Origin of the sequence: Microbacterium halophytorum, from assembly GCF_002970975.1 — a bacterium.
Lineage (GTDB): Bacteria > Actinomycetota > Actinomycetes > Actinomycetales > Microbacteriaceae > Microbacterium > Microbacterium halophytorum.
In genome coordinates this window covers 75,864-100,743 of sequence record NZ_KZ672983.1, presented here as the reverse complement: position 1 = coordinate 100,743, position 24,880 = coordinate 75,864, and the positions used below count along the sequence as shown (strand labels likewise).

The following is a 24,880-nucleotide window of genomic DNA, read 5'->3' as shown; positions in this document are numbered from 1 at the left end:
TGGTCGCCGCGCCTGGCGGGCAGGCGCCGGGCGCTCGGTCGGGGGACTGTGGGTGCAGGCTACCAGTGCAATTGCACCCGGGGATCACGGCCGGCGCCCACGGCCGAGCATGGAGCGTCCGTGGGCCAGGGGTGCGTGTTTCCGGCACGGAACGGCAGTGTAACGATGGTGTGATTGCACATTGCACTGTCACACCGCCGCTGTTACTGTCCCCGTATGCGACGAAGCTCAGCTGGTCCCAAGCGACCCACATCCCGTTTTCCGAAGGCGGCTCTGGCCGCCGTGACCGTCATCGGCTCTCTTGCTCTCGCCAGCTGCGGCGGCGGAGGAGGGGGCGGCGGTGAAGCCCCATCCGAGGGCGCCGGCAGCACGGGCACGCCCCAGGAAGGCGGCACCGTCCACATGCTGCAGAACACCGACTTCTCCTACCTCGACCCTGCGCGCGGTTGGGACGGCGGCGTGAACGCCTTCTACCGACTGATGTACCGCGGCCTCACGATGCAGGCAGCCGGTGACGCCGAAGACCCGAACGCGATCGTTCCCGACCTGGCGGAGTCGATGGGGACTCCGTCGGAAGACGGCCTCACCTGGACGTACACGCTCAAGGACGACATCTACTTCGATAACGGCGACCCGATCACCTCCGCCGAACTGAAGTTCGGGATCTCGCGCGCGTGGGACCCGCAGATCGGCATCGGGTCGCCCTACCTCAAGAACGTCATCGACGCGCCCGAGGGCTACGAGGGCCCGTACGTCAGCGGCGATCTGCCCACCATCGAGACCCCTGACGACAAGACGATCGTGTTCCACTTGAAGGCCCCGTACCCCGAGTTCGACAACGTGGTCGCTCAGGCGAACGCCGTGCCGTTCCCCGAGGGTTCCGGCGGCGGCGATGACTTCATCAACGACGTCATCGCGTCCGGGCCCTACACCCTCGAGTCGTACACGCCGGGCAGCTCGATCCACCTCGTTCGCAACGAGCACTGGGAACCCGAGAGCGACGACGTGCGCAAGGCGTACCCGGACGAGTGGGACTTCGAGATCGGCATCGACCCGGCCACGATCGACGAGCGCATGATTGCGGGCCAGGGCGCCGATCAGAACGCGATCGCGTCGAAGATCGGTACGGCAACGCTCGCGCGCATCCAGACGCCCGAGCTCCAGGAGCGGGCCATTACGGCGCCCGCGTACTGCACGACCTACATGGGGCTGAACACCTCGAAGGCGCCGTTCGACGACGTCAAGGTGCGCCAGGCGGTCAACTACGCGATCGACCGCGCGTCGGTGCAGAACGCCTCGGGTGGAACGCAGCTCGCCGACGTCGCAACGACGATCGTTCCGCCGAGCGTCACGGGTCACAAGGACTTCGACCTGTACCCGAGCGAGGACAACGCCGGCGACCCGGAGAAGGCGAAGGAGCTCCTCGCCGAAGCCGGGTACGAGGACGGCGTCGATTTCACGCTCGACATCCGGACCAACCCGGTCGCCCAGGCGCAGGCCGAGGCGGTGCAGGAGTCGCTCGCGGAAGCCGGCTTCGACGTGAATCTCAACGTGATCGACGCATCGATCTACTACGAGACGATCGCGACGCCGTCCGAACAGAACAACGCGGCGATCACCGGATGGTGCCCCGACTGGGCCTCCAGCGCCAGCACGTTCATCCCGCCGCTGTTCGACGGCCGGAACATCACCGACCGCGGCAACCAGAACCTCGCGCAGTTCGACGACGAGGCCGTCAACCAGCGGATCGACGAGATCATGGCGATGGGCCCCGGCGACGAGGCGAACGCGGCGTGGGGCGACCTCGACGAGCAGATCATGGAGAGCGCTCCGGTCGCTCCGCTCGTGCTCGAGAACGGCATCTTCGTGCCCGGCGAGAACATCGGCGGCTACTACCCCAACACCAACATGACCGACCTGACGATCGTTGGCCTGCTGGACCCCACGAAGGGCTGAGATGACGTCGGTCTCCTCTAGCCTGACCTCGGCTGCCCGCGACGACGGCTCTTCCTTCGAAGGGTTCGAGCCGTCGTCGCGGGCCCGCGGCCGCTTCGGTCGGGCGTTCGTCAAAGACGTGCCGGCCATGCTGTCGAGCGTCTTCATCCTGCTGATGGTTCTCATGGCGATCTTCGCCCCGCTGATCGTCAAGATCAGCGGTTGGGGTCCGTACGAATTCGATCAGGATGCGATCGACCCCAACATGGGCGCCATGCCGATCGGACCTCTGGGCGGGATCAGTGCCGAGCACTGGTTCGGCGTCGAACCAGGCAACGGGCGCGACATCTTCGCGCGCATCGTCTACGGCGCCCGCGTCTCGCTCACGGTCGCGCTCAGCGCCACCATCATCACCACCGTCCTCGGCGTCGTGTTCGGCATGCTCGCCGGATACTTCGGCGGCAAGGTCGACGCGTTCATCTCGCGGGTGATGGAATTCCTGATGGCGTTCCCTGCGCTCATCTTCATGATCGCGATCCTCTCGGCTCTGCCCGCGGACAACCGGGTCCTGCTGCTCGTGCTGGTGATCTCTCTGTTCGGGTGGCCGTATCTCGCGCGCATCGTGCGCTCGCAGACCCTGACGCTGAAGGAGCGAGAGTTCGTCGAGTCGGCCCGCGCATCCGGTGCAACCAACCTGCAGATCATCTTCCGCGAGATCCTGCCGAACCTGCAGTCGACGATCGTCGTCATGTCGGCGCTCGCGGTTCCCGGTTATGTCGGCACGGAGGCCGGCCTCTCGTTCCTCGGGGTCGGCGTCGTTCCCCCGACCCCCAGCTGGGGCCAGATGATCGCGTCTGCCGCCCCCTATTACGCGGTGGACCCCATGTACTTCGTCATCCCCGGCGCGTTCCTGTTGTTCCTCGTGATGTCGTTCACCACGCTCGGTGACCGGTTGCGAGCGATCGCCGAGGCGGGGGAGGTGCGCGGATGATCCGCCTGGCACTCAACCGCGTACTCGGCATGGTGATCGTGCTGTTCCTCGTCACGCTGTTCACGTACGTCATCTTCTTCGTGCTCTCGCCCGATCCGGCTGTACAGATCTGCGGCAAGAACTGCACGCCCGACCGGATCGACCAGATCCGGCACAGCCTCGGCCTGGACCTGCCGTTCTGGCAGCAGTTCTTCGACTACGTGCGCGGGCTGTTCGTGGGGCGCACCTTCATGATTGCCGGCGACGAGGTCGCGTGCGGTGCGCCGTGCCTCGGATACTCCTTCCAGACCAGCCAGTTGGTCGGCGACATGATCGTGCAGCGTCTCCCGATCTCGATCACGATCGCCCTCGGCGCGGCCGTGCTGTGGCTCCTCGGCGGGGTGACCGCCGGCGTGCTCAGCGCCGCGAAGGAGGGGAAGTTCCTCGACAAGTTCCTCGCAGGGCTCACGCTCGGAGCGATGTCGATTCCGAACTACGTCTTCGCCCTCATCCTGCAGTTCGTGCTGGTGGTCGCCCTCGGCTGGCTGCCGTTCCCGCAGGCGGTGCCGTTCGCTGACGACCCGGTGCAGTGGTTCCTGAACTTCCTGATGCCGTGGATCACGCTGTCGATCACCTATATGGCCGTGTACACCCGCCTTACGAGGGCGAACGTCATCGAGACGATGCAGGAGAACTTCGTGCGCACCGCGCGGGCGAAGGGACTCCGGCCGAGCCTCGTCTGGCGCCGCCATGCGCTGCGCCCGGCGCTCACGCCGATCGTCACGATGTTCGGCATGGATATCGCAGCGCTGCTCGGCGGCGCCCTGATCACCGAGAAGGTGTTCGGCCTCAACGGCGTCGGCAAACTCACGGCCGACTCGATCACGAGCAACGACCAGCCCGTCATCATGGCCGTCACCCTGTTGTCCGCCTTCTTCGTCATCATTGGAAACTTCGTCATCGACATGCTCTACTCAGTGATCGATCCGCGCGTGCGAACGGCGGCGCAGGCATGACCGCGCAGGCGGATGGGCCGCTGCTGTCGGTCGAAGAGCTCAGTGTCTCCTTCCGGACCGCCGCGGGCGAGACCGACGTCGTCCGCGACCTGTCGTTCGAGCTGCCCAGAGGCGGCTCCCTCGGCATCGTCGGTGAATCGGGGTCGGGCAAGTCGATGACGAGCCTCGCGGTCATGGGGCTGCTGCCGAAGGGCGGCACGAAGCGCGGAACGATCCGCTTCGACGGCATCGACCTCGGCACGTACTCGGAGCGGCAGATGCGCAGCTTCCGCGGCGACCGCGCAGCGATGATCTTCCAGGACCCGCTGTCGTCGCTGAACCCGTACTACAGAGTCGGCACGCAGATCGTCGAGGCGTACCGCTCGCACCGCGCGGGCGTCTCGCGCCGCGAGGCACGAAGGGTCGCGATCGAGGCCCTCGAACGGGTGCACATCCACGACGCGGCCAGCCGCGTCGACCACTACCCGCACCAGTTCTCCGGCGGCATGCGCCAGCGCATCATGATCGCCATGGCGCTCGCGATGGAGCCGGAACTGATCATCGCCGACGAGCCGACCACGGCGCTCGACGTCACGGTGCAGGCGCAGATCCTCGATCTCCTCGCCGAAGTGCAGTCGTCCACGGGAGCGAGCCTGATCCTGATCACGCACGACCTCGCGGTCGTGAGCGAGGTCACAGAGAACATCATCGTGATGAAAGAGGGCGAGATGGTCGAACACGGCACGACGGAGGGGATCTTCTGCGGGCCGCGGAACGACTACACGCGTCGGCTCCTCGACGCCGTGCCGCGCATCGACGACGTGATCGGGACGATGCGCACGACTGACACGATCGCGACCATGCCGGGAGACGACCGATGAGCGCCCACGAACCGCTGTGCCGCGTGACCGGCCTTGTCAAGGAGTTCCCCTCGCCCCGGCGCAGTCTCTTCGGTCGCGGGCCTGCGTTCCGCGCCGTGGACGATGTGTCTCTACAGGTCGACAGCGGGGAGACCCTAGCGATCGTCGGTGAATCCGGCTCGGGCAAGTCGACGACCGCGCGCCTCGTCGCACGGTTGATGGAGCCCACGGCCGGCACGATCGAGTTCGACGGCGTCGACGTGACGAAGCTCAAGAGCCGCCAGCTCCATGCGTTCCGAGGCGGCGTGCAGGTGATCTTCCAAGACCCGTTCTCGTCACTGAACCCGCGCCTGACGGTCGAGCAGCTGATCACGGGGCCGCTGATCTACCAGAAGCGGAAGATCCCCGGCGGCGCCCGTGCCTTCACGAGGCAGTTGATGGAGCGCGTCGGGCTGAACCCCGACCACTCCGACCGGCGCCCCGCACAGTTCTCGGGCGGCCAGGCTCAGCGCATCGGCATCGCTCGTGCCCTCGCCGTGAGCCCGCGTCTCGTCATCTGCGACGAGGCGGTCTCGGCGTTGGACGTCTCGGTCCAGGCACAGGTGATCAACTTGCTCCGCGACCTCCAGAGCGAGGAGGGTTTCGGATACCTCTTCATCGCGCACGACCTCGCCGTCGTCCGCCAGATCGCGACCCGCGTGGCCGTGATGACTCAGGGGCGGGTCGTCGAAACGGGCGACCGCGACGAGGTCTTCGGAAACCCGAAGCACCAGTACACGCGCACGCTTCTGCGGGCCTTGCCGCGCATCAACCCGGAGTGGGACGCACGTCGCCGCGCCGCGGAGCAGGCACGGACCGAGACCGAGCAGAACGGAGCCGGAGCCCGATGACGACCTACATGCTGCCCGGCATGCGAGTGGTCGAGCGGCGCGTGAATGCGCCGCTCGACTGGAGCGACCCGGAGCGCGAGAGCATTGAACTGTTCGTGCGCGAGTTGGTCGACCCCGAGAACGACCGCGACGATCTGCCACTGCTGACGTACCTGCAGGGCGGGCCGGGCGGCGAGGGGCCGCGCCCACTCCGCCGCGACGGCTGGATCGACGAAGCCCTCCGGTCGTATCGCGTCGTCCTCGTCGACCAGCGGGGGACCGGGGCGAGCACGCCGGTCGACGCGCAGGTCGTGTCCGAGCGAGGCGACGGAGCGGCGGGCGCCGAGTTCCTGTCGCACTTCCGTGCCGACTCGATCGTGCGCGACATGGAGCATGTCAGGAAGACGGTCTACGGTGGGCGCCGGTGGGCGACGCTCGCGCAGAGCTTCGGCGGCTGGATCACGCTGACATACCTGTCGTTCGCGCCGGAGGGCCTCGCCGCGAGTTGCATCTGCGGCGGTGTCCCAGGCACACCGCCGAAAGCGAGCGAGGTGTACCGGCGCACGTTCGACAGGGTCGCCGACAAGACGGGCGAGCTGTACCGGCGGTATCCGGATGACCGTGAGCGCGTCGCACAGATCGCTGACGCCCTCGCCGCGGGCGACGTGCGCCTCCCCGACGGCGACCGGCTCACCGTGCGGCGGTTCCAGTCGCTCGGCATCGACATGGGCATGAAGCCGGGCCACGAGCGCCTGCACTGGCTGATCGAGAATGCTTTCGTGCGACCAGGGCGCTTCTCGGAGAAGTTCCTGCACGATGTCATGGCGCTGACGTCCACGGCGGGGAACCCTCTGTTCTGGACCCTCCAGGAATCGATCTACGGCGACCCTGACCACGGGCCGACCGGGTGGGCCGCGCAGGCCGAGCGCGATCGCCGACCCGAGTTCGGCGAAGGCCGCCGGCCGCTGCTGTTCACGGGCGAGATGGCGTTCCCATGGATGTTCGATGAGATCCGTACGCTCCGGGGCTTTGCGCCCGCAGTCTCGGCGCTCGCGGAGAAATCCGACTGGTCCTCGCTTTACGACCTCGAGCGCTTGGCCGCGAACGAGGTCCCCGTAGCGGCGGCCGTGTACTTCGACGACATGTTCGTCGACGCCGGGCTCCAGCTGGACACACTGGGCAGGCTCGGCAACTCAGCGCGATGGGTGACGAACGAGTTCGAGCACGACGGCATCGGCTCGGGCCATACCTTTACGCGCCTGCGCGAGATCATCCGAGACCGAGGGGGAGAGATCCGATGACCGAAACCGACGCACGGCCGCCGTACGCCGGAACCCGCTACCCGCGCCTGGCCGAGGTCCCCGCATTCACCGAGTGGATCGCGCAGGGCTGGGGCGGATCGGCGCCGGCCCCCGACGTCGTTGACGGCACGGCCGAAGCGAGCGCAGACCACCGGCGACGGCTCAGCGAACGCTTCCCGGGTGCGACGCTCGTCCTCGCCGCAGGCACGGCGCCGACGCGCAACGACGATTGCGATTACGCCTTCCGCGCCGACAGCGCGTTCGTCTGGGCATCCGGGTGTCAGGCGGAAGACGCCGCGCTCGTGCTGCGCCCCCGACCCGGCGGGCATGACGCCGCGCTGTATGTGCCCGCGCCTTTCCGGCCTGGAGAGACCGGGTTCTTCGCGAACGCCACGCACGGAGAGTTGTGGGTCGGGCCGTCAGCGGGTCTTTCCGAGTGGAGCGAGGCGCTGGGCGTCGACGTCCGGCCGCGCACCGCGCTCGACGCAGAACTCGAGTCCGCAACCGACGTGCTGCGCTCCGGCGCGGCCGCCCGCGTGCTCGGCGGCACTGAGTCGGTCGAGCTCGAGCGCGAGTTGTCGCGGCTCCGAATGATCAAGGACGAGTGGGAGATCGGGCAGCTCCGACTCGCCGTCGACGCGACGGTGGCCGGATTCGCCGCGACCGTCGGCGAGGTGCCCCGTGCCATCTCTGACGGCCTCGGTGAACGGTGGCTGCAGGGCACGTTCGACCGCCACGCACGCACGTGGGGCAACGGCCCCGGCTACTCGACCATTGTGGGAGCAGGCACCCACGCGCCCACCCTGCACTGGGTGCGGTGCGACGGTACAGTGCGCCCGGACGAGCTGCTCCTCCTCGACATGGGAGTCGAGGCCCGCTCGCTCTATACCGCCGATGTGACGCGCACCATCCCGGCGGGGGGCACGTTCAGCGCCGCACAACGCGAAGTGCACGACCTCGTCGAGCGCGCCCACCGCGCCGGGCTCGACCAGGTGCGCCCCGGCGTGCAGTACCTCGACTTCCACTTCGCCGCCATGGAGGTCGTCGCGCAGGGCCTGCATGACTGGGGCCTCCTACCCGTCTCGGTCGACGAAGCCCTGTCGCCGAACGGCCAGCAGCACCGCCGGTACCTCGCGTGCGGCATCGGCCACCATCTCGGCCTCGACGTGCACGACTGCAGTCGGGCACACTACGAGGATTACATGGGTGCCGACCTCGAGCCGGGCGTCGTGATGACGGTCGAGCCGGGGCTGTACTTCCACGCCCACGACCTCACGCTCCCGCCGGAGCTGCGGGGCATCGGTGTGCGCCTCGAGGACGACGTGCTCGTCACGCCGACGGGGTCAGAGGTGCTCTCGGCGAGCCTGCCGATCTCGGCCGACGAGATCGAGCGCTGGGCGCGGGAGCACCTGGCATGAGGCACGCACCCGAGCTCGCCGCCTTCGCTCCGGGCGACGTGGAGCTTGGCGAGGGCAGCGTGTTCGCCCGCGCTAGGCGAGAGATGCTCCACCTGGCCCGCGCGTACCCCGCCGACCGGATCCTCGCCGTGTTCCGCAGGAACGCGGGCCTCGACACCCACGGCGCCGAGCCTCCGGGCGGCTGGGAGAACTTCGGTCATCCGGCTGAGGAACCCTGGGGCGAGCACGACTACCCCGGCGCAGAGGCCGCCCAGACAGCGAACCTCTTGCGCGGGCACTACGCGGGCCACTTCCTGTCGATGCTGTCGATCGCCGCCGCCGGCGAGCGCGATCCGGAGCTCGTCGTCAAGGTCGACCAGATCGTCGACGGCCTCGGCGAGGTGCAGGATGCGCTGGCGGCGACGGGCCGGTTCTCGCACCCCGGCTTCCTCGCCGCGTACGGCGAGTGGCAGTTCTCGCGCCTCGAGGGCTTCGCGCCCTACGGCGAGATCTGGGCGCCCTACTACACGTGCCACAAGATCATGGCCGGGCTGCTCGACGCGCACGAGCTGGTGGGCAGTGCGCGTGCGCTCGAGGTCGCCACGGCGATGGGGCACTGGGTCACCAATCGGCTCTCGCGCCTCGACCACGAGCACCGTCAGCGCATGTGGTCGCTCTACATCGCCGGAGAGTTCGGCGGCATGAACGAAACGCTCGCGCGGCTCAGCGCCGTCGCGGGCGAACCGACGTTCCTCGATGCGGCCCGGATGTTCGACATGGACGAGCTCATCGATGCAGGCGCGCGCGGCGAGGACGTGCTGACCGGGATGCACGCCAACCAGCACCTGCCCCAGCTCATCGGCTACGTGCACGAGTACGAGCTGACGGGCGAGCGCCGTTACCTCGACGCTGTGGTCGGGTTGTGGTCGCAGATCGTTCCCGGCCGCATGTTCGCCCACGGCGGCACGGGGGAGAGCGAGATCTGGGGGTCGCCGGGCACCGTCGCCGGCAACATCGGTCGGCGCAACGCTGAGACGTGCGCGAGCTACAACCTGATCAAGTTGGCGCGACTGCTCTTCCAGCACACGCAGGATCCGGCCTACCTCGACTACGCGGAGCGCGCTCTGCTGAACCACATCCTCGGTTCCCGTCGCGACGCCGCGTCCGACACCAGCCCTGAGGTGACCTACATGTTCCCGGTCGACCCCGGCGCTCTGCCCGAGTACGACAACATCGGCACGTGCTGCGGCGGCACGGGGCTCGAGAACCACGTGACCCACGAGGCTACGGCGTTCCTGGCCGCGGCTGATGGCTCGCCTCGCTTGTGGATCGCGATGCTGTCGCCCGCGCGGCTGCGCTGGCGGGAGCACGCCGCGAGTGTCATCGTGGAGTCGGACTACCCGTGGAGCGACACCGCCGTCGTCCGCGTCGAACCCGATGGCGAGGCGCTCGATGCGGAGCTGAGCATCCGGATCCCCTCGTGGGCCGCGGGCCCCGCCTCGGTGGCACTCAACGGCACGCCGGTCGAGACGGCAGCCGAGCCTGGCGGCGCCATCGTGGTCTCGCGCGCGTGGCGATCCGGCGATGCGCTGACGGTCGTGGTTCCGCGTGTGCTGCGCGCGGAACCGACCCCGGATGACCCGGACGTGCAGGCGCTGACCTACGGACCCGGAGTGCTTGCGGCGCGGGATGACCGGACCACGTTCCTGGACCTCCCCCTCGCCGGGCGCCGCATGCTCGACGGGCGGACAGCCGCCGATGGGCAGGCGGACGCCGGAACGGAACTGGCGCGCGAGGGCGAAGTCCGCATCGCAGGCACCCGCTTCGTTCCCGTGTGGGCGGGCGCCGAGGATCGGTACCACATGTACGTGCGTGCGACCGCGGGCGAGATCGCGTTCGCCGGTGAGCCGACGGGCGTTCCAGCGCGCGCGCGTGCGGACCGCGGGACGTTCTTGGACGACGTGTGGCGCGGGCCGGCACCCGCGACCGTAGCGGCGTTCCGCGACCGTGTCGCGGAAGCTGTCGTCTCGGCGCGGCTCGACGGACTGCTCACGCGCGACGAGACCGCCGTGGTGCTGGAGGCGGCGGCGCGTGCTTTCGCGCCGAACGTCGCGGCCGCGCCGGTGACTGAGGCCGACGTCGACGCGGCGTCGTGGCGCGAGCGCGAGGGCGTCGTCGAGTGGCGGCTCCCCGCCGGCCTCGGCGACGACCTCCCGCCGCTGGTCACGATCGAAACCACCGCCCCGCCCAGCACATCCGGATGGTTCACGAGCGCGCCTCTCGTGCGGGTCATCGCCCGCGACGCGACCGGTGAGTCGATCCCGGCGCTCGTGCGCATCGGCGGCGGCGAGTGGCGGGCGGTCGACGGTGAGCTCGCCGTACCGGGAGAGGGGCTCGTGCGCGTCGAGGCGCAGGCACGGGACGCTGGCGGTCGCATCGGGAGCGCGGCACGGGAACTGCCCGTCGACACCGTGCCGCCGGCGGTCGACGCGCGTGTGCGGGTGCTCGGTGGGAGCGCCGAGATCGACTTCAGAGCGCACGACGACGTCTCGGGTCTGGAGAGGATCCAGTGGGGAGGCGCCGGGACCTTCTGGGCGACGTTCCAAGAGGCTTTCTTGCGCACCCTCGCCGACGAGCCGCAGGCGATCGAATACACCGCGACCGACCGGGCGGGCAACGAATCCGTCCGCGGGCGCATCCTCCTGCCCGCGAAGGCAGAGGCCGCCGGATGAGGTCGCATCCGAGTGGACAAATCGATGGATCCCCATCTAATATTGCAATTGTACTCACGAAGACCGGCGCTCCGGCGCCTGAACAGGAGCTGTAATGCCCGACAAGAAGCCGTGGCACGGCGTAAATCTGGCCACGACGCTGCCCTTCAACGAAGACCTCTCTGTGGCGTACGACGCGTATGCCGAGCATGTGAAGTTCACGACCGACAACGGCGTGACCGGGATCATTCCGAACGGCTCGCTCGGTGAGTACCAGACGCTGACGGAGGATGAGCGCAAGCGCGTCTTCCTGACGGCGCAGGAGGCTGCTCCCGAGACGGCCGTCGTCATCCCGGGTGTCGGCGCATACGGCGCGCTCGAGAGCGTGCGTCTGGCCGAGCACGCGGCCGAGAACGGCGCGCCCGCCGTCATGCTGCTGCCCCCGAACGCTTACAAGGCGAGCGACGAAGAGGTGATGGACCACTTCCGCCGCGTGGCCGCGGTCGGACTGCCGATCCTCGCCTACAACAACCCGCTCGACACCAAGGTCGATCTGCACCCACAGCTGCTCGGCCGGCTCCACGCCGAGGGCCTGATCGTGTCCGTGAAGGAGTTCTCGGGTGACGTCCGCAACGCCTACGCGATGCGCGAGCAGGCGCCGGGTCTCGACATCTCGATCGGCTCCGACGACGTCGTGCTCGAGCTCGGCATCAACGGCGCCGTCGGCTGGGTCGCCGGCTACCCGAACGCGATCCCCTGTTCGACCGTGGAGCTGTACAACCTCGCCACTTCGGGCGATCCCGCCAGCTGGAAGCGTGCGCACGAGATGTACGTCGACCTGCATCCCCTGCTCCGGTGGGATTCGAAGCCGCTCTTCGTGCAGGCGATCAAGCTGTCGCAGGAGGTCGCCGGCGTCGCGCCGAAAGGCACGACGACCCGCCCGCCGCGCCTGCCGATCCCGGAGCCCATCCGGTCGCAGATCATCTCCGACACCGAGGCCGTGTTGGCCAAGGGGTACCGTTAGACAACCGCCGAGGAGGCAGCACCTGTGCGTACGAAGCACGTCTTCCATGCCGTCGACACCCATACGGAGGGCATGCCCACCCGTGTGATCGTCGGCGGCGTGGGGGTGCTGCCAGGCAGCACCATGGAGGAGCGCCGCCAGCGCTTCATGGTGAATCGCGACGGGCTCCGGACGTTGCTCATGACCGAGCCGCGCGGGCATGCTTCGATGAGCGGCGCCATCCTGCAACCGCCGACGCGCGAGGACGCCGACTACGGCGTGCTCTTCATCGAGGTCTCCGGTTGTCTGCCGATGTGCGGACACGGCACGATCGGCGTCGCCACAGCGCTCGTCGAGACCGGCATGGTCGAGGTCGTCGAACCCGTCACAACCATCCGGCTCGACACGCCCGCTGGTCTCGTCGTCGCGGAAGTCGCGGTCTCCGACGGCCACGCCGACAGCGTTACGCTGCGCAACGTGCCGTCGTACGTCGTCGGGCTCGACCGCACGGTGGACGTTCCCGGATACGGCACGGTGTCGTATGACCTCGCCTTCGGCGGCAACTTCTATGCTTTCGTGACGCTCGACTCCCTCGGGCTGCCGTTCGACCGCGCCCGGAAAGACGAGCTGCTGCGTGCCGGGCTCGCGATCATGGCTGCCATCGACGAGGCCGACGAGCCGGTGCACCCGCTCGACGCGGGAATCCGGAGCTGTCACCACGTCTACCTCGAAGCGCCAGGATCGACGGCGCGCCACTCGCGGCACGCCATGGCGATCCACCCCGGCTGGTTCGACCGGTCCCCGTGCGGCACAGGGACGAGTGCCCGGATGGCGCAGCTGCACGCGCGAGGTCTGCTCGCGCTCGACACGGACTTCATCAACGAGTCGTTCATCGGTTCGACCTTCACCGGGAGACTCGAGGGCGAGACCCGCGTCGCGGGCATCCCGGCCATTCTGCCCGTCATCACGGGCCGCGCCTGGGTCACGGGAACGGCGCAGTACATGCTCGACCCGTCCGACCCATTCCCTGAGGGGTTCCAGCTATGAGCGCCGGTATCCTGCGGGACGATGCGATGTCGGCGCCGGCGCGGAATCGGGCGCACCGAGACAGGGGGAAGAAATGACGGGCACGACGGAGTTCCGGGCGGTTCCGCTCGCGAAGCAGCCCAACATCCGCGACACGGTGAAGGAAGCGCTGCGTTCGGCGATCATCAGCGGCGAGATGCGACCGGGCACGGTGTACTCGGCGCCGAACCTCGCGAAGCAGTTCGGCGTCTCGGCGACGCCGATCCGCGAAGCGATGCTCGAGCTCGCACGTCAGGGCCTCGTGAGCGTCATGCCGAACCGCGGGTTCCGAGTCACGGAGGTATCGCGCCAGGATCTCGTGGAGGTCACGGAGCTGCGCCTCATGATCGAGCCGCCCGCGGTCGAAAGGGCGACTCCGCTCATCCCCGCCGATGCGCTGCGAGAGCTGCGCCAGCAGTGCGACCAACTCGTCGCCTACGCTGACGCCGGCGATCTCGTCGACTACCTGACGGCGGACAGCGAGTTCCACCTCGCGCTCATGCGCCACGGCGGCAACAGACGACTGCTCGACATCGTGGCGTCGCTGCGCTCCGAGACGCGTCTGTTCGGTCTGTCCCGGCTGTCGGAGGAGGGGCTCCTGCCGGCGTCGGCGCGCGAGCACGTCAAGATCCTTGACGCCGTCGAGGCCGGGGACGGGGCGCAGGCACGCGACCTCATCCACGCGCACATCGAGCACGTCCTCACCGACTGGTCCGATCCGGACCGCGCGTCCCAGAGCTCGGAGGGCTGACGTCGTTGGGAGAATCTGTCGACGTCGTCGTCATCGGTGCAGGAATCACGGGTGCGGCGGCCGCATACTTCGTTGCGTCCGCCGGGCTGAGCGTCACGGTGATCGAGCGCGGCTCGATCGCATCCGGAACGAGCAGCCACTGCGAGGGCAACATCCTCGTCTCGGACAAGGAGCTCGGCCCCGAGCTCGAGCTGGCACTGTACTCGCAGGACGTGTGGCGCAAAGACCTCGCCGAGCACGCTGCGACGTGGGAGTACGAGGCCAAGGGTGGCATCATGGTCGCCCCGGACGAGGCCTCCCTGACGAGCCTGCGCGCTCTTGCCGACCACCAGCGTTCGATGGGCATCCGGGTCGAAGACCTCGACGGGCCGGCGGCGCTGCGCGAACGCGAGCCGTATCTGAACCCGGCGCTCGCGGGCGGCGCAGCCTACCCGCAGGACGCGCAGGTGCAGCCGCTGCTGGCCACCCACCACCTGCTGAAGCTCGCACGTGAACGCGGCGCGACGATCATCACGCATACGCCCGTCACGCGGATCGACAGCTCCGGCGGCCGCGTCACGGGGGTGCGTACCCCCGACGGCGTTGTCTCCGCCGGCATCGTGCTGAACTGCGCGGGTCCGTGGGTCCGTGACGTCGCCCGTCTCGCGGGCGAGATCGACGTGCCCGTGATGCCGCGCCGCGGTTTCGTGCTCGTGAGCCAGCCGATCCCCGTGACGATCCGGCACAAAGTGTACTCGGCCAGCTACGTCGGCGATGTCGCCAGCGGTGACGCCGACCTGCAGGTCTCGCCCGTCGTCGAGGGGACTCCGAGCGGGACGATCCTGCTCGGGTCCAGCCGCGAGCGCGTCGGCTTCGACACGAGCTTCTCGCTCGACGCGGTCTCCAGGATCGCGCGCGCCGGTGTCGCGCTCTTCCCGGCGCTCGCTGACCTCCACCTGCTGCGCACCTACTCGGGGTTCCGGCCGTTCTGCCCCGATCACCTCCCCGTGATCGGCCCCGACTCGCGCATGCCGGGGCTCTGGCACGTCGGCGGACAGGAGGGGGCAGGCATCGGGCTGTCGGTCGGCATCGCGAAACTGTTGGCACAGGCGCTCACGGGGCAGGAGACGGATCTCGACCTCGCCCCGTTCCATCCGGACCGATTCCCTGAGGAGGCGGCGGCATGACGGACGAGGCAACAGCGGCGGGACGCGGTGCCCTCGCATTTGACGGGGAGCGCGTGCCGTTCCGCGCGGGCCAGAGCATCGGCGCCGCGCTGATGGCGCATGGCATCTCGTCCTGGCGCACGACGCGGCGCGAGGCCGCACCGCGCGGGCTGTTCTGCGGCATCGGCGTGTGCTTCGACTGCCTCGTCACCGTCGACGGCGAACGCGACCAGCGCGCGTGTCTCGTGCCCGCACGAGAGGACCAGGACGTGCGCACAGGAGACCCCGCTGAGCCGCTGCCGAACGCGGGGAGCAGTGATGACTGACGTCGATCTCGCGGTCGTGGGTGCGGGCCCTGCCGGGCTCAGCGCGGCCGCGGCGGCTTCTGAGTCAGGTCTCTCGGTGGCGCTCGTCGACGCCGGCAATCAGTTCGGCGGGCAGTTCTGGCGCCATCCGGACGAGGCCCAGCTGGCCGCGTTCGACGGCGACGAGTCGACGGGGCACCACCACTGGGCGAGATTCCGCGCGCTCCGCGACCGGGCTCGTCGCGCGGCGAGCCGCGGCCGCCTGCGGTACCTGCCGGGCCGACACGTGTGGCGGGCCGACGAGACGGGCGACGGCGTGAGGCTGCGCACCACTGTCGTGGCGGGAGCGGACGATCTCCGCCCCGAGGCCCGCGCAGTCTCGGCTCGTCGCTTGATCGTCGCGACGGGAGCGTACGACCGTCAGCTGCCGATCCCCGGCTGGACGACGCCGGGCGTGATGGCCGCCGGCGGCGTGCAGGCGCTGCTGAAGGCTCACCAGGTGAGCGCTGGCAGCCGTGCCGTCGTCGCCGGCACCGGTCCGTTCCTGATGTCGGTCGCCGCCGGTCTCGTGAACGCGGGCGTCGAGGTGGTCGCGATCTGCGAGGCCAATGCACTGACGCGCTGGGCCGCGACCCCGTGGCGCGCCGTGCAGGAGCCGGGCAAGCTGATCGAGGGCGTCGAGTACGCCGGCGCCTTCGTGAGGCATCGCGTGCCGCTCCGGACGCGCACCGCCGTGACGCGGATCGAGGGAGCGTCGCGTGTCGAACGCGTCGTCATGCAGAAGCTCGATCGCGACGGCGCGCCGCGGCCGGGGACGGAGCGGACGATCGACGTCGACCTCGTCGCGCTCGGCTGGGGCTTCACTCCGCAGCTCGAGCTGCCGATCGCGCTGGGCCTGGCCACGCGCGTCGACGTCGACGGTTCACTGGTCGTCGAGGTCGATGCGGACCAGCGGACGTCGTCACCGCGCGTGTACGCGGCGGGGGAGACGACGGGCATCGGCGGCGCCGTGCAGTCGTGCGCGGAAGGCGAGCTCGCCGCCGTGACGGCGTGCGCCGACCTCGGGCACCCGGTTCCCGGCGCGTCGGCCGCCCGGCTCAGGCGCCGGATCGCGCGCGGGCGGCGCTTCGCCGTCGGCATGCACCTGGCGAGCCCCGTGCCATCCGGATGGGACGCGTGGCTCGAGCCCTCGACGATCGTGTGCCGCTGCGAAGAGGTCACGGCCGCCGAGATCGACGAAACCGTCGGTGCCCTCGGTGCGGACGACGCCCGCGACGTTCGCGTGACGGCGCGCCCCGGCATGGGATGGTGCCAGGGCCGAGTGTGCGGCTTCCCGCTGTCCAAGCTGGTCGAGCGCCGCACCGGATGTGGCGCGCGGGCCGGCGACCTGGAGTCCCTGGCCAATCGCCCGCTCGCCTCGCCGATCAGGCTTGCGGAGATTGCGGATCTCGGGCCGCAGTAGGTCGCTTCGGGCAGGGTTCGTGCACGGAAGGCCTTGTGTCATATGTGAAATGTCACATACGATCCGATCATCGCGACGATGCGATTGTGAGGAGAAGGCGTGAAGAAGCGAAATCTGTACCTCGGAACGGTGGCAGCGGCGCTGATGGCGGCCTCGATCTCGATGCCGGCGACCGCGGCGGAGGCGGAAGCGGTCGACGTGGCCCCTGACGGCACCGTGGCAACGGACCCGTCCTTCGACGGGCCGCACGTGACGCAGGTCCGCGTCATCAACGAGGGCCAGTACCTCGAGATCTACTGGGACCGCTACGTCGACGAACTCGAGGCGGTCGATCCGGAGAACTTCACTCTGACGAGCGGAGGCGAAGAGGTCGAGCTCAAGCCGAAGCCGGAGACGGGGCCGACGGACACGATCTTCTTCGACCGCGAGAACCAGCAGATCGCGCAGACCGAGGCGAACAGCATGGCACGGCTCGACGAGAACCTGCACCTGTCGAGCATCGCCTATGCCGGCTCGATAAACCCGGACGCGCCGCTGGTGCTCACCATCGACGGCGGTGCGATCGTCGACCACGACGGCGCCGCGGCCAAGGACGCGGAGTACGTCGGCGTGCCGCTGTCGGACTTCTACACGCAGGAGGTGACGACCGGAACCGGGATCGTGGTGAAGGCGGGTCCGCGCGTCGAACCGCACGTGCTCGAGATGGCCGCCGAGCAGGTCGACGTCGAGCTCGGCAGACCGGAGACCGGCATCGCGGCGCGGATGGCCGAGTACGGGTGCTCGCTCGCGGTCTACGGCGCGTACGAGAACGCCTACATGGTGCCGGAGCACCGGGGCGGCTACGACCCCGAGATGTACGACGTCGAGGGCTACGGCGGCTCGACGCACAACGACTGCGTGTCGTCGATCTCATCGCGCAACGTCGAACGCACCGTCGACAGCGACAATGCTTTCGACAACACGAAGTATCCGAACGAGAACATCCTGGCGCACGAGTTCGGTCACGCGGTGCGCCTGGTCGGCATCGAGACCCTCGAAGACAGGACGCTGTCCGACGAACTGTGGGCCGTGTACGAGAACGCTTACAACACCGGCCTCTGGCCGAACACGTATGCGATCTCCAACATCGACGAGTACTTCGCGACGCTGACGACCATCTGGTTCGACAACATGGAGGAGATGCCCGACTGGTCGGACGGCGTTCGGAGCCCGATCAACACGCGTGAGGAGCTGAAAGCGTACGACCCACGGGCATACGAGTTCTTCGCGAAGATCTACGACCCGGTCGCGATGCCTGCGCCGTGGGATGAGCCGGGTCCGGATGTCCACCACGGCGACTTCACGCAGCCGCCGGAGCTCCCCGGGCGGGTGACGGCCGACGAAGTCGACTTCGGCGGAGATGCGTTCCGCATCGTCACAGACAGCCTCGGTGTCGAGTATCAGATCGATCAGTACGCGGGCGATGGCGAGCATCCGGACCGCGACATGGTGGTCTGGCCCAAGTGGGGAGAGGGCGTCTGGAGCATCGACTACGCCGACGGGTCCTACTCGATCACCACGCGCGACGGTTCCGCGGCACTCACGGCGATCAGCGATGAGGAGGTCCGCTACGAGGGGCAGTCGCCGAGCCCGGACGATGCGGCGCAGCGGTGGGAGTTCCGTCCGGACGTGGGCACCGAGGCCAACTACTATGACGGAGTGTTCGTGAACGCCGACAACGGCTTGGCGCTGACGCTCGACGGCCGCGCAGACACGGCTCAGTCGCTGACGCTCGCGGAGCCCGAGGACGCGACGCGGTGGGTCGTCGAGGACACGACGCGGACGTCGGCGCAGGGCGAGTCCGCGTACATCCTGCCGGTTGCCGTCGCGTTCAGTTCCGACGGCGAGGAGACGGTACGGTCGAGCGTGGCGCAGCAGGGCTTCGAGCTCCCCGCCATCGAGGCGGTGGCCGGCAACGACTGGTCGCGCGCGGACGCGGAGTTCGCGGGTTGGCGGATCATCGGCGACGAGGACGTTCTCGGCGACGACTGGCAGATCGAGGACGGCCGATCGGGGATCGAACTCGAAGCCGTGTGGAGCGAGCGCGTCGCCGTCGCCGCCACGCGCTGCCTCGGCCCTAACGCCGCGGTCGCCGTCACCGCGACGAACACCGGTGACAGCGCGACCAGCATCGCGGTCGAGACGGAGTACGGCACGCGCGCGTTCCCGCGCGTGCAGCCGGGTGCCTCGAAGTCGACGGCATTCAACGCCCACGAGTCGGAGATTCCGGCGGGTGAGGCGACGGTCATCGTCGGCGGCAAGGAGACCACCGCGTCCTATGAGGCGGTCGCCTGCGGCTGATCGGTTGCAGAGCCCGTGCCCATCGCGACAATTCGCCGTGGTGGGCACGGGCTCTCCGCTGAGCGGAGGAACGTCGATGGTCTTCGCCAGGCGGTGCCGAGAGGTGCCTATCGGTTCCAAGAACTCCTCTCGCAGCTCTTCGCCCGGAACGATCGGTGGGGGCGCCTTGTCGCTCATCATGTCCGCCTCAGCGGTGGTCGCGTCCAGCCCCTACGCTGGAGGCGACCACACCAATGATCGGCGGGGGAGCGCATGGGCCTGTTCGGACGGAAGAAGAAAACCGCAGCGGCGGAGGCGGCGGGGCAGCATTCGCCAGATCTCCTCGTGCCGCTCCTCGTCGGCGACGCGTGGCTGAGTGCGAACGAGGAGATGTTCGCACAGATCCCAGACTTCCCGGATGCTGCCAAGCCCTACGCGCGCCCGATCGCGAACGGACTGTGGGCGACATACGCATCGGACGCCAACGGGTCATGGGATCTCGTGCAGCGCGGCCAGCTCGACGAGGTCGGAGGGGAAGATGCCCTGCACGAGCTCGCTCTGACGAACCTCCCGCGCCGCGCCGGCGGTCTCCAGGTCGGGGGCGGCGACGGGCGATACGCGATCGAGGCGGAGGCCGAGCCCGACCTCACGGCGTCGCTGATCCTGGTTCCGGACCTCTGGCGTCGCACGATCGACATCCCGGGAGCGCTCACCGTGGCGATTCCGACACGGGTCGAGTTCTTCCTGTGCGCGGCCGCCGATGCCGACACGGCGGATGTCCTCCGCAAGGGTGCGCCCGCGCTCTTCGATGCCGCGCGGGCGAAGCCCATCACACCGGCGCTTTACACCATCGACGACGACGGTATCCGCCCGGCCGCCTGACCGGGCCCCGCGCACTCGACTGATCGGCGCTCGTTCATCGAGTGGAGCGCGAATCGATCATTGCGTACGGTGAGCGCCGCGACCTACGCTCCGCGGGGCGGCCGTCGAGCAGTGTTTGCGCGCGCCCGCCCGAACCGCACAGCGGCTGCCGCCCCGACCGCGCCGACGCCGACGAGCACGAGGGCCGCGCCGGCCATCCCGATCGCCGCGCCGATGACGCCGGCGAGCGGGTAGGTGACGAGGAAGCATGCGTGCGAGAGCGAGAACTGGGCGGCGAACACGGCGGGGCGGTCGCGCTCCGTGCTGTTCCGTCGCAGGAGGCGGGCGGATGGCGTGAGGATCGCGGAGGTCGCGGCGCCGAGCATCGCCCACAGCGCCAGGAGAGCGGCCCATCGGGCGGCGCCGTCGAGCCAGGCGATGGCGCCTGCCGCGGCCAGGAGGATCGCCGGCAGCACAACGCCGCCTGCGATCATGACCCTGCGGTCGGGCAGCGTGTCGAGCAGCCTGGGCATGCCGAGCGCGACCAGCATCGAGCCGCCGCCGTAGGCCGCGAGCAGCAGCGCGGCATCGGTCTGCGGCCTGCCGAGTTCGCCCTGCACGAGCACGACCGTGTTCACGATGACCATCGCCGTCGTCGACGCGACCACGAGGTTGAGCCCCATCAGGCCGCGCAGCTCCGGCTGGGCCCAGAACGCCCGGACGCCGCGGGTGAGGCGGTCGAAGAACGGCGCGGGCGGGGGCGTCTCGATGCGCGGGAAGCGCGTGGCGACGACCAGCAGGGCCGAGGCGAGGAAGCCCGCGACCGTGCCGACGAAGAGGTTGTGGAAGGTGAGCACGGTCAGCAGGGCCGCGGCGAGCATCGGGCTCACGAGCGACTCGAGATCGTAGGCCAGGCGCGACAGCGACAGCGCGCGCGTGTAGTCGCGCTCATCTGGGAGCACCGACGGGATCACCGCCTGGAACGCGGGAGTGAACGTCGCCGACGCGGACTGCAGCAGGAAGATGAGCACGTAGATCTGCCATGCCTCGCCCACGAACGGCAGCGAGACGGCGACGCCGGCCCGGATGAGGTCGGCACCGATCAGCACGGGTTTGCGCGGCAGCCGCGCGGTCAGCGCGGTCGCGATGGGTGAGATGACGACATAGGCGACCATCTTGATCGTCATGGCGACGCCCATCACGACGCCCGCGTCGCCGCCCGCGATCTCGAACGCGAGCAGCCCGAGCGCGACGGTGAGCAGGCCGGTGCCGAGTAGGGCGACGACCTGCGCCGCGAACAGCTTCGCGTAAGCCGGGTTCCGGAGAACGGCGAGCATGCCGCTACCCCCGCGGCGCGTGGTGGTGGGGCGGTATCTGCCCGTTCGCGACGGCGTGCTCGGCCTGTTTGATCGCCTCGACGACGAGCTTCGCCGCGTGCTCATCGGTCAGGCGGTAGAGCACCCGCGTACCCTCCTGCCGGGTCGTCACCATCCGGACCATCCGCATCCGCGCGAGGTGCTGCGACACCCCGGAGGGCTTCTTCCCGACCGCTTCCGCGAGCGCGTTCACGGGCAGCTCCTCCGCCTGCCGCAGCGCGAGCACGATCCGGATGCGGGTGGGGTCGCTCAGGATGCCGAGCACCTCGGCCGCGAGGTCGACGTACTCCGACGCGGGGTCCAGTCCGCAAGTCTGCTTATCCGCATCCATACGCAGATAGTAACAGTCGAACCGTTAGGCTGGGCGTGCTCGTTCCGTGCTCGCGGCGCCGAGCCGGTGTCGCGGCGGGCGATCGCCGTCGGGTGGGGACGCGGTGGGGTGCGCGGGCGCTCTCGTTGCGCCTATGCGCGTGTGTGCTGCCGCTCCCGCGCCGGCGTGCCGGTGGCGGTCGTCGACGCGGCCCGATCCCGCCCCGCCGCCTTCGCGACGCGGTCGAGCCATCCGGCGCGCGTCGCCTCGCTCGCGTGGCGCACGTTCGTGAACCGCATCACCCGGATGGGGCGGATGCCGCAGAACCGCAGGGTGTTGGCCGCGACCTGCTTCGCCGCCGTGTCGCCCGTGAACGGGAGGAGCCAGCGGGGCGTGTCGCTCGTGATGATCACGCGGCCGGCGCGCCCGCGGAGCAGGCCCTCCGGCAGGCCGTTCGACCGGTAGCGATAGGTGACCTTCGGCAGCAGGAGGCGATCGAAGAACCCCTTCAGCAGCGCCGGCGTCGACGCCCACCACGTCGGGGTGGCGACGACGATGCGATCGGCGGCGAACACGGCCGCGAGCGCGTCGGCGAGGTCGGGCTCGAGCGGCTGCTCGCCGCGGTAGCCGAAGTAGCTGATCGGGTCGAAGTCGAGGTCGCGCAGGGCGAGCAGTCGGGCGTCGCCGTGCTCCTCGGCGTACCGGCGCGCCAGCGCGGCGGTGAGGGAATCGGGGTTCGGGTGGCCGTCGATGACGAGCGCGGACATGGGGTCTCCTCTGGTCGATCTTGACACTGCCCACAATCTGGGCAATGTCAGGATTAACTAGAATCTTGCTCATGTCAAGATCGTCGGCGGGCTATCACCACGGCAATCTCCGCGCCGCGCTGCTCGACGCGGCCGACGCGATGCTGGCCGAGAGCGGGTCGGCGTCGCTGAGCCTGCGCGAGGTCGCGCGGCGGGCCGACGTGAGCCACAACGCCCCGTACCACCACTTCGCCGACCGCAGGGCGCTGCTGAAGGCCCTCGCCGAGCGCCACATGTCGCGCCTGCTCGACGCGCAGCGCGCGGCCGCCGCCGCGTCGGAGCCGGCGACGCGCCTGCGCGAGGTCGGCCGCGCCTACGTCGGCTACGCCATCGCCCACCCGCAGGCCTTCGGTGTCGTGTTCGACCCGGAGGTGTGCGTGCCCGGCCACCCGACCGAGACGATGGCGCCGCTCATCCGGGCGAACGAGGAACTCCTCGCGGACGTCATCCGCGAGGCCGCCCCCGAGCTCGAGCCGGATGCCCGTGCGAGCGCGGAGGCGGGCCTGTGGGCCTTCGTGCACGGGCTGGCGGAGCTCATCATCGCCGGCCACCTGCCGCCCGAGGTCGCGGAGTCGGCCGCCGACGGGCTCGCGGCGGTCATCGCCCGCTGAGCCGCGGCGCCGAGCGTAGGTGAAATCCTCGGTTGTAGGCGGAACCGGGCGGGTTCTTCCTCATCTCGGCGATTCTGCCTGACCTCGGCGCGGTGCTCCGCTCCGCCGAGGGCGGGGCCGCCCGCGCTACGCCGCCGTCGCCAGCGACTCGAAACGCACCGGGTGGGCCAGCTCCTCGCCCACCGCGATGCGGCGCAGCTCCGCGACCTGCGCGTCGATCATCCGGTCGACCTCGGTTCCGACCGAGCCCGCGATGTGCGGCGTGAGCAGCACGTTGGGGTGGTCGTAGAGCGGGTCGTCCGAGGGCAGGGCCCAGGGCACCGTGACGTCGAGGACGGCGTTGAGGTCGCCGCCCACGACCCGCGCGGTCAGGGCCGCCTGGTCGATGACGTCGCCGCGCGAGGTGTTGATCAGGGTCGCGCCCGGCCGGATCGACGCGATCAGCTGCGCATCGATCAGGTTCCGGGTCGACGGGAGGGACGGGGCGTGGACGGAGACGACGTCGCACCCGGCGCACAGCTCGGCCAGGCTCGCCGGCGTCGCCCCGAGCGCCCGGATGTCGTCGTCGGCGAGCGTCGGGTCGTTCAGCACGACCTCGACGTCGAAGGGGCGCAGCAGCTCGATCACCCGGCGCCCGATGCGGGAGGCGCCGACGATGCCGACGCGGCGGCGGTAGTTGCCGATCACGCCGAGCTCGGCCTGGTCGATCAGCTCCCGGCGCTCGCGGTACTCGCGCGCGATCTGCACGACGCGCTTGTTCGACATCAGGATGGCCGCGAGCGTGTACTCGGCCACGGGGATCGCGTTCGCGTCGACGGCCGAGCTGACCCCGATGCCGCGGCGCCAGACCTCGTCGTCGAGCTTCTCCTTCACGGAGCCGGCGACGTGCAGGATGTGCGTCAGGTTCGGTGCGCGGTCGAGCACCTCCGCGTCGATGCGCGGGGAGCGCCATCCGGTCACGAGCACCTCGGCAGCCGCGAGCATCCGAAGCTCGTCCGCGGTCCGGAAGGCGTCGACCGTGCCGAGCAGGTCGCCGTGCCCGGCGAGCTCCCGGGCGAGGTGGGCGGCCGACAGGGGCGCGAGCGCGCCGGTGCCGACGGCGCTGAGCACGCGCGGGCGGCGTGCGGGGGAGGCGGTCATGCGGGGTCCTTCCGGACGTCGGTTCAGGCTTCGACGGGCTTCAGCGCCGGCTGCAGCGTGTGCCGCGCCCCCGCCCACACCACGTACAGGCAGGCGGCGGCCGTCACGCCGATGCCGAGCGCGGGCGCGGCCACGACGACGGCGGCCTGCACGCCGATCACGGCGAACGAGGCGAGCGTGAAGGGCAGGCGGCGCACGGCCAGCAGCAGCGAGATCCGGATGACGTCGCGCAGGCGGGCGCTCGGGTCCTCCGTGAGCGCCGTGAGGCCGACGAAGCCGACGGCGACGGCCAGCAGGGCGATCACGACGAGGAGCGGCGCGAGCACGGCGCCGGCCCCGGTCGGCACGAGCACGAACACGTCGACGGCGGCGACCACCACGGCCGTCACGACGGCGCACGAGAGCGCGAGCGCCTTGAGCCCCGTGGCGCGCAGCTGCCGGATGAACGTGCGGAAGACCGAGCGCTCGCCGGAGGCGTGCTCGCGGAACGTGCCGAAGGCGGCGGCGATGCCGGCGCCCGCCGGGATCGCCGCCAGCGCCAGCAGCGGCCACGACAGCGACGGATCGGTCGTGACGAGCAACGCGATGAACGGCGAGGCGACGACGGCCAGCATCAGATTGACGCCGAGGGCGAGGTGCACGACGCCGAACAGCGTCGCGTACATGCCGTGCGAGATGCGCTTCACGA

General features: G+C 69.7%; 22 protein-coding genes. 17 read left to right on the top strand and 5 right to left on the bottom strand.

Translation table 11 applies throughout. From position 1 onward, the window contains the following. The first annotated feature begins 402 nt into the window (after nt 1-402). The 16 genes from C0010_RS03430 (at nt 403) to C0010_RS03350 (ending at nt 19,970) form a co-directional block, all read left to right on the top strand. Entirely contained in the window at nt 403-1,956 is a 1,554-nt protein-coding gene (locus C0010_RS03430; RefSeq protein WP_232531705.1) for an ABC transporter substrate-binding protein, read from the top strand. Nucleotide 1,957: 1 nt separating this feature from the next. Beyond that, nucleotides 1,958-2,926: an ABC transporter permease gene (locus tag C0010_RS03425; protein WP_105565665.1), complete on the top strand. Its 969-nt coding sequence runs from the start codon at nt 1,958-1,960 to the stop codon at nt 2,924-2,926. After that, nucleotides 2,923-3,921, top strand: coding sequence for an ABC transporter permease (locus tag C0010_RS03420; protein ID WP_105565664.1), 999 nt, complete (start codon nt 2,923-2,925; stop codon nt 3,919-3,921). Before C0010_RS03425 ends, C0010_RS03420 begins: the two co-directional genes overlap by 4 nt. After that, nucleotides 3,918-4,781, top strand: a complete 864-nt coding sequence (locus C0010_RS03415; protein WP_105565663.1) for an ABC transporter ATP-binding protein — start codon at nt 3,918-3,920, stop codon at nt 4,779-4,781. The genes C0010_RS03420 and C0010_RS03415 overlap by 4 nt, the downstream gene beginning before the upstream one ends. Continuing rightward, nucleotides 4,778-5,650: an ATP-binding cassette domain-containing protein gene (locus C0010_RS03410; RefSeq protein ID WP_105565662.1), complete on the top strand. Its 873-nt coding sequence runs from the start codon at nt 4,778-4,780 to the stop codon at nt 5,648-5,650. The genes C0010_RS03415 and C0010_RS03410 overlap by 4 nt, the downstream gene beginning before the upstream one ends. After that, nucleotides 5,647-6,930 (top strand): alpha/beta fold hydrolase, encoded by a 1,284-nt coding sequence (locus tag C0010_RS03405; protein ID WP_105565661.1) that lies wholly within the window; start codon nt 5,647-5,649, stop codon nt 6,928-6,930. Before C0010_RS03410 ends, C0010_RS03405 begins: the two co-directional genes overlap by 4 nt. Then, a complete protein-coding gene (locus C0010_RS03400; RefSeq protein ID WP_105565660.1) occupies nt 6,927-8,348 on the top strand; it encodes an aminopeptidase P family protein in 1,422 nt (473 codons plus the stop codon). The genes C0010_RS03405 and C0010_RS03400 overlap by 4 nt, the downstream gene beginning before the upstream one ends. Continuing rightward, the gene (locus C0010_RS03395) at nt 8,345-11,059 is read left to right on the top strand and encodes a beta-L-arabinofuranosidase domain-containing protein (RefSeq protein ID WP_105565659.1); all 2,715 of its coding nucleotides are present in this window, start codon (nt 8,345-8,347) and stop codon (nt 11,057-11,059) included. Before C0010_RS03400 ends, C0010_RS03395 begins: the two co-directional genes overlap by 4 nt. A gap of 94 nt (nt 11,060-11,153) precedes the next feature. Then, the gene (locus C0010_RS03390) at nt 11,154-12,062 is read left to right on the top strand and encodes a dihydrodipicolinate synthase family protein (RefSeq protein WP_105565658.1); all 909 of its coding nucleotides are present in this window, start codon (nt 11,154-11,156) and stop codon (nt 12,060-12,062) included. Between the two features lie 24 nt (nt 12,063-12,086). Continuing rightward, complete coding sequence (locus tag C0010_RS03385) at nt 12,087-13,088, top strand: proline racemase family protein (protein WP_105565657.1); 1,002 nt, start codon at nt 12,087-12,089, stop codon at nt 13,086-13,088. Nucleotides 13,089-13,161: 73 nt separating this feature from the next. Continuing rightward, complete coding sequence (locus C0010_RS03380) at nt 13,162-13,857, top strand: GntR family transcriptional regulator (protein ID WP_105565656.1); 696 nt, start codon at nt 13,162-13,164, stop codon at nt 13,855-13,857. Nucleotides 13,858-13,862: 5 nt separating this feature from the next. After that, on the top strand, nt 13,863-15,023 hold the full coding sequence (locus tag C0010_RS03375) for an NAD(P)/FAD-dependent oxidoreductase (RefSeq protein ID WP_232531704.1): 1,161 nt from the start codon (nt 13,863-13,865) through the stop codon (nt 15,021-15,023). After that, entirely contained in the window at nt 15,020-15,328 is a 309-nt protein-coding gene (locus C0010_RS03370; protein ID WP_105565654.1) for a (2Fe-2S)-binding protein, read from the top strand. The genes C0010_RS03375 and C0010_RS03370 overlap by 4 nt, the downstream gene beginning before the upstream one ends. Continuing rightward, nucleotides 15,321-16,769, top strand: a complete 1,449-nt coding sequence (locus tag C0010_RS03365; RefSeq protein ID WP_105565915.1) for an FAD/NAD(P)-dependent oxidoreductase — start codon at nt 15,321-15,323, stop codon at nt 16,767-16,769. The genes C0010_RS03370 and C0010_RS03365 overlap by 8 nt, the downstream gene beginning before the upstream one ends. Before the next feature lie 99 nt (nt 16,770-16,868). Beyond that, nucleotides 16,869-19,109: a hypothetical protein gene (locus tag C0010_RS03360; RefSeq protein ID WP_105565653.1), complete on the top strand. Its 2,241-nt coding sequence runs from the start codon at nt 16,869-16,871 to the stop codon at nt 19,107-19,109. A 252-nt stretch (nt 19,110-19,361) separates the two neighbouring features. Further along, a complete protein-coding gene (locus C0010_RS03350; protein ID WP_105565652.1) occupies nt 19,362-19,970 on the top strand; it encodes a DUF1444 domain-containing protein in 609 nt (202 codons plus the stop codon). 83 nt (nt 19,971-20,053) lie between these two features. On the opposite strand, the gene C0010_RS03345 is transcribed toward C0010_RS03350, so the two are convergent. From C0010_RS03345 to C0010_RS03335, 3 genes are all read right to left on the bottom strand, one after another. Beyond that, complete coding sequence (locus tag C0010_RS03345) at nt 20,054-21,286, bottom strand: MFS transporter (RefSeq protein WP_105565651.1); 1,233 nt, start codon at nt 21,284-21,286, stop codon at nt 20,054-20,056. Nucleotides 21,287-21,290: 4 nt separating this feature from the next. Beyond that, complete coding sequence (locus C0010_RS03340) at nt 21,291-21,656, bottom strand: ArsR/SmtB family transcription factor (RefSeq protein ID WP_105565650.1); 366 nt, start codon at nt 21,654-21,656, stop codon at nt 21,291-21,293. Nucleotides 21,657-21,787: 131 nt separating this feature from the next. Then, entirely contained in the window at nt 21,788-22,402 is a 615-nt protein-coding gene (locus C0010_RS03335) for an NAD(P)H-dependent oxidoreductase (RefSeq protein WP_105565649.1), read from the bottom strand. A gap of 71 nt (nt 22,403-22,473) precedes the next feature. Here C0010_RS03335 and C0010_RS03330 point away from each other — a divergent pair, with 71 nt between their 5' ends. Continuing rightward, the gene (locus C0010_RS03330; protein WP_105565648.1) at nt 22,474-23,052 is read left to right on the top strand and encodes a TetR/AcrR family transcriptional regulator; all 579 of its coding nucleotides are present in this window, start codon (nt 22,474-22,476) and stop codon (nt 23,050-23,052) included. Between the two features lie 126 nt (nt 23,053-23,178). On the opposite strand, the gene C0010_RS03325 is transcribed toward C0010_RS03330, so the two are convergent. Next, nucleotides 23,179-24,192: a hydroxyacid dehydrogenase gene (locus tag C0010_RS03325; protein WP_105565647.1), complete on the bottom strand. Its 1,014-nt coding sequence runs from the start codon at nt 24,190-24,192 to the stop codon at nt 23,179-23,181. A gap of 23 nt (nt 24,193-24,215) precedes the next feature. Continuing rightward, nucleotides 24,216-24,878: a ferredoxin-NADPH reductase gene (locus tag C0010_RS03320; RefSeq protein WP_232531703.1), complete on the bottom strand. Its 663-nt coding sequence runs from the start codon at nt 24,876-24,878 to the stop codon at nt 24,216-24,218. Nucleotides 24,879-24,880: the final 2 nt, after the last annotated feature.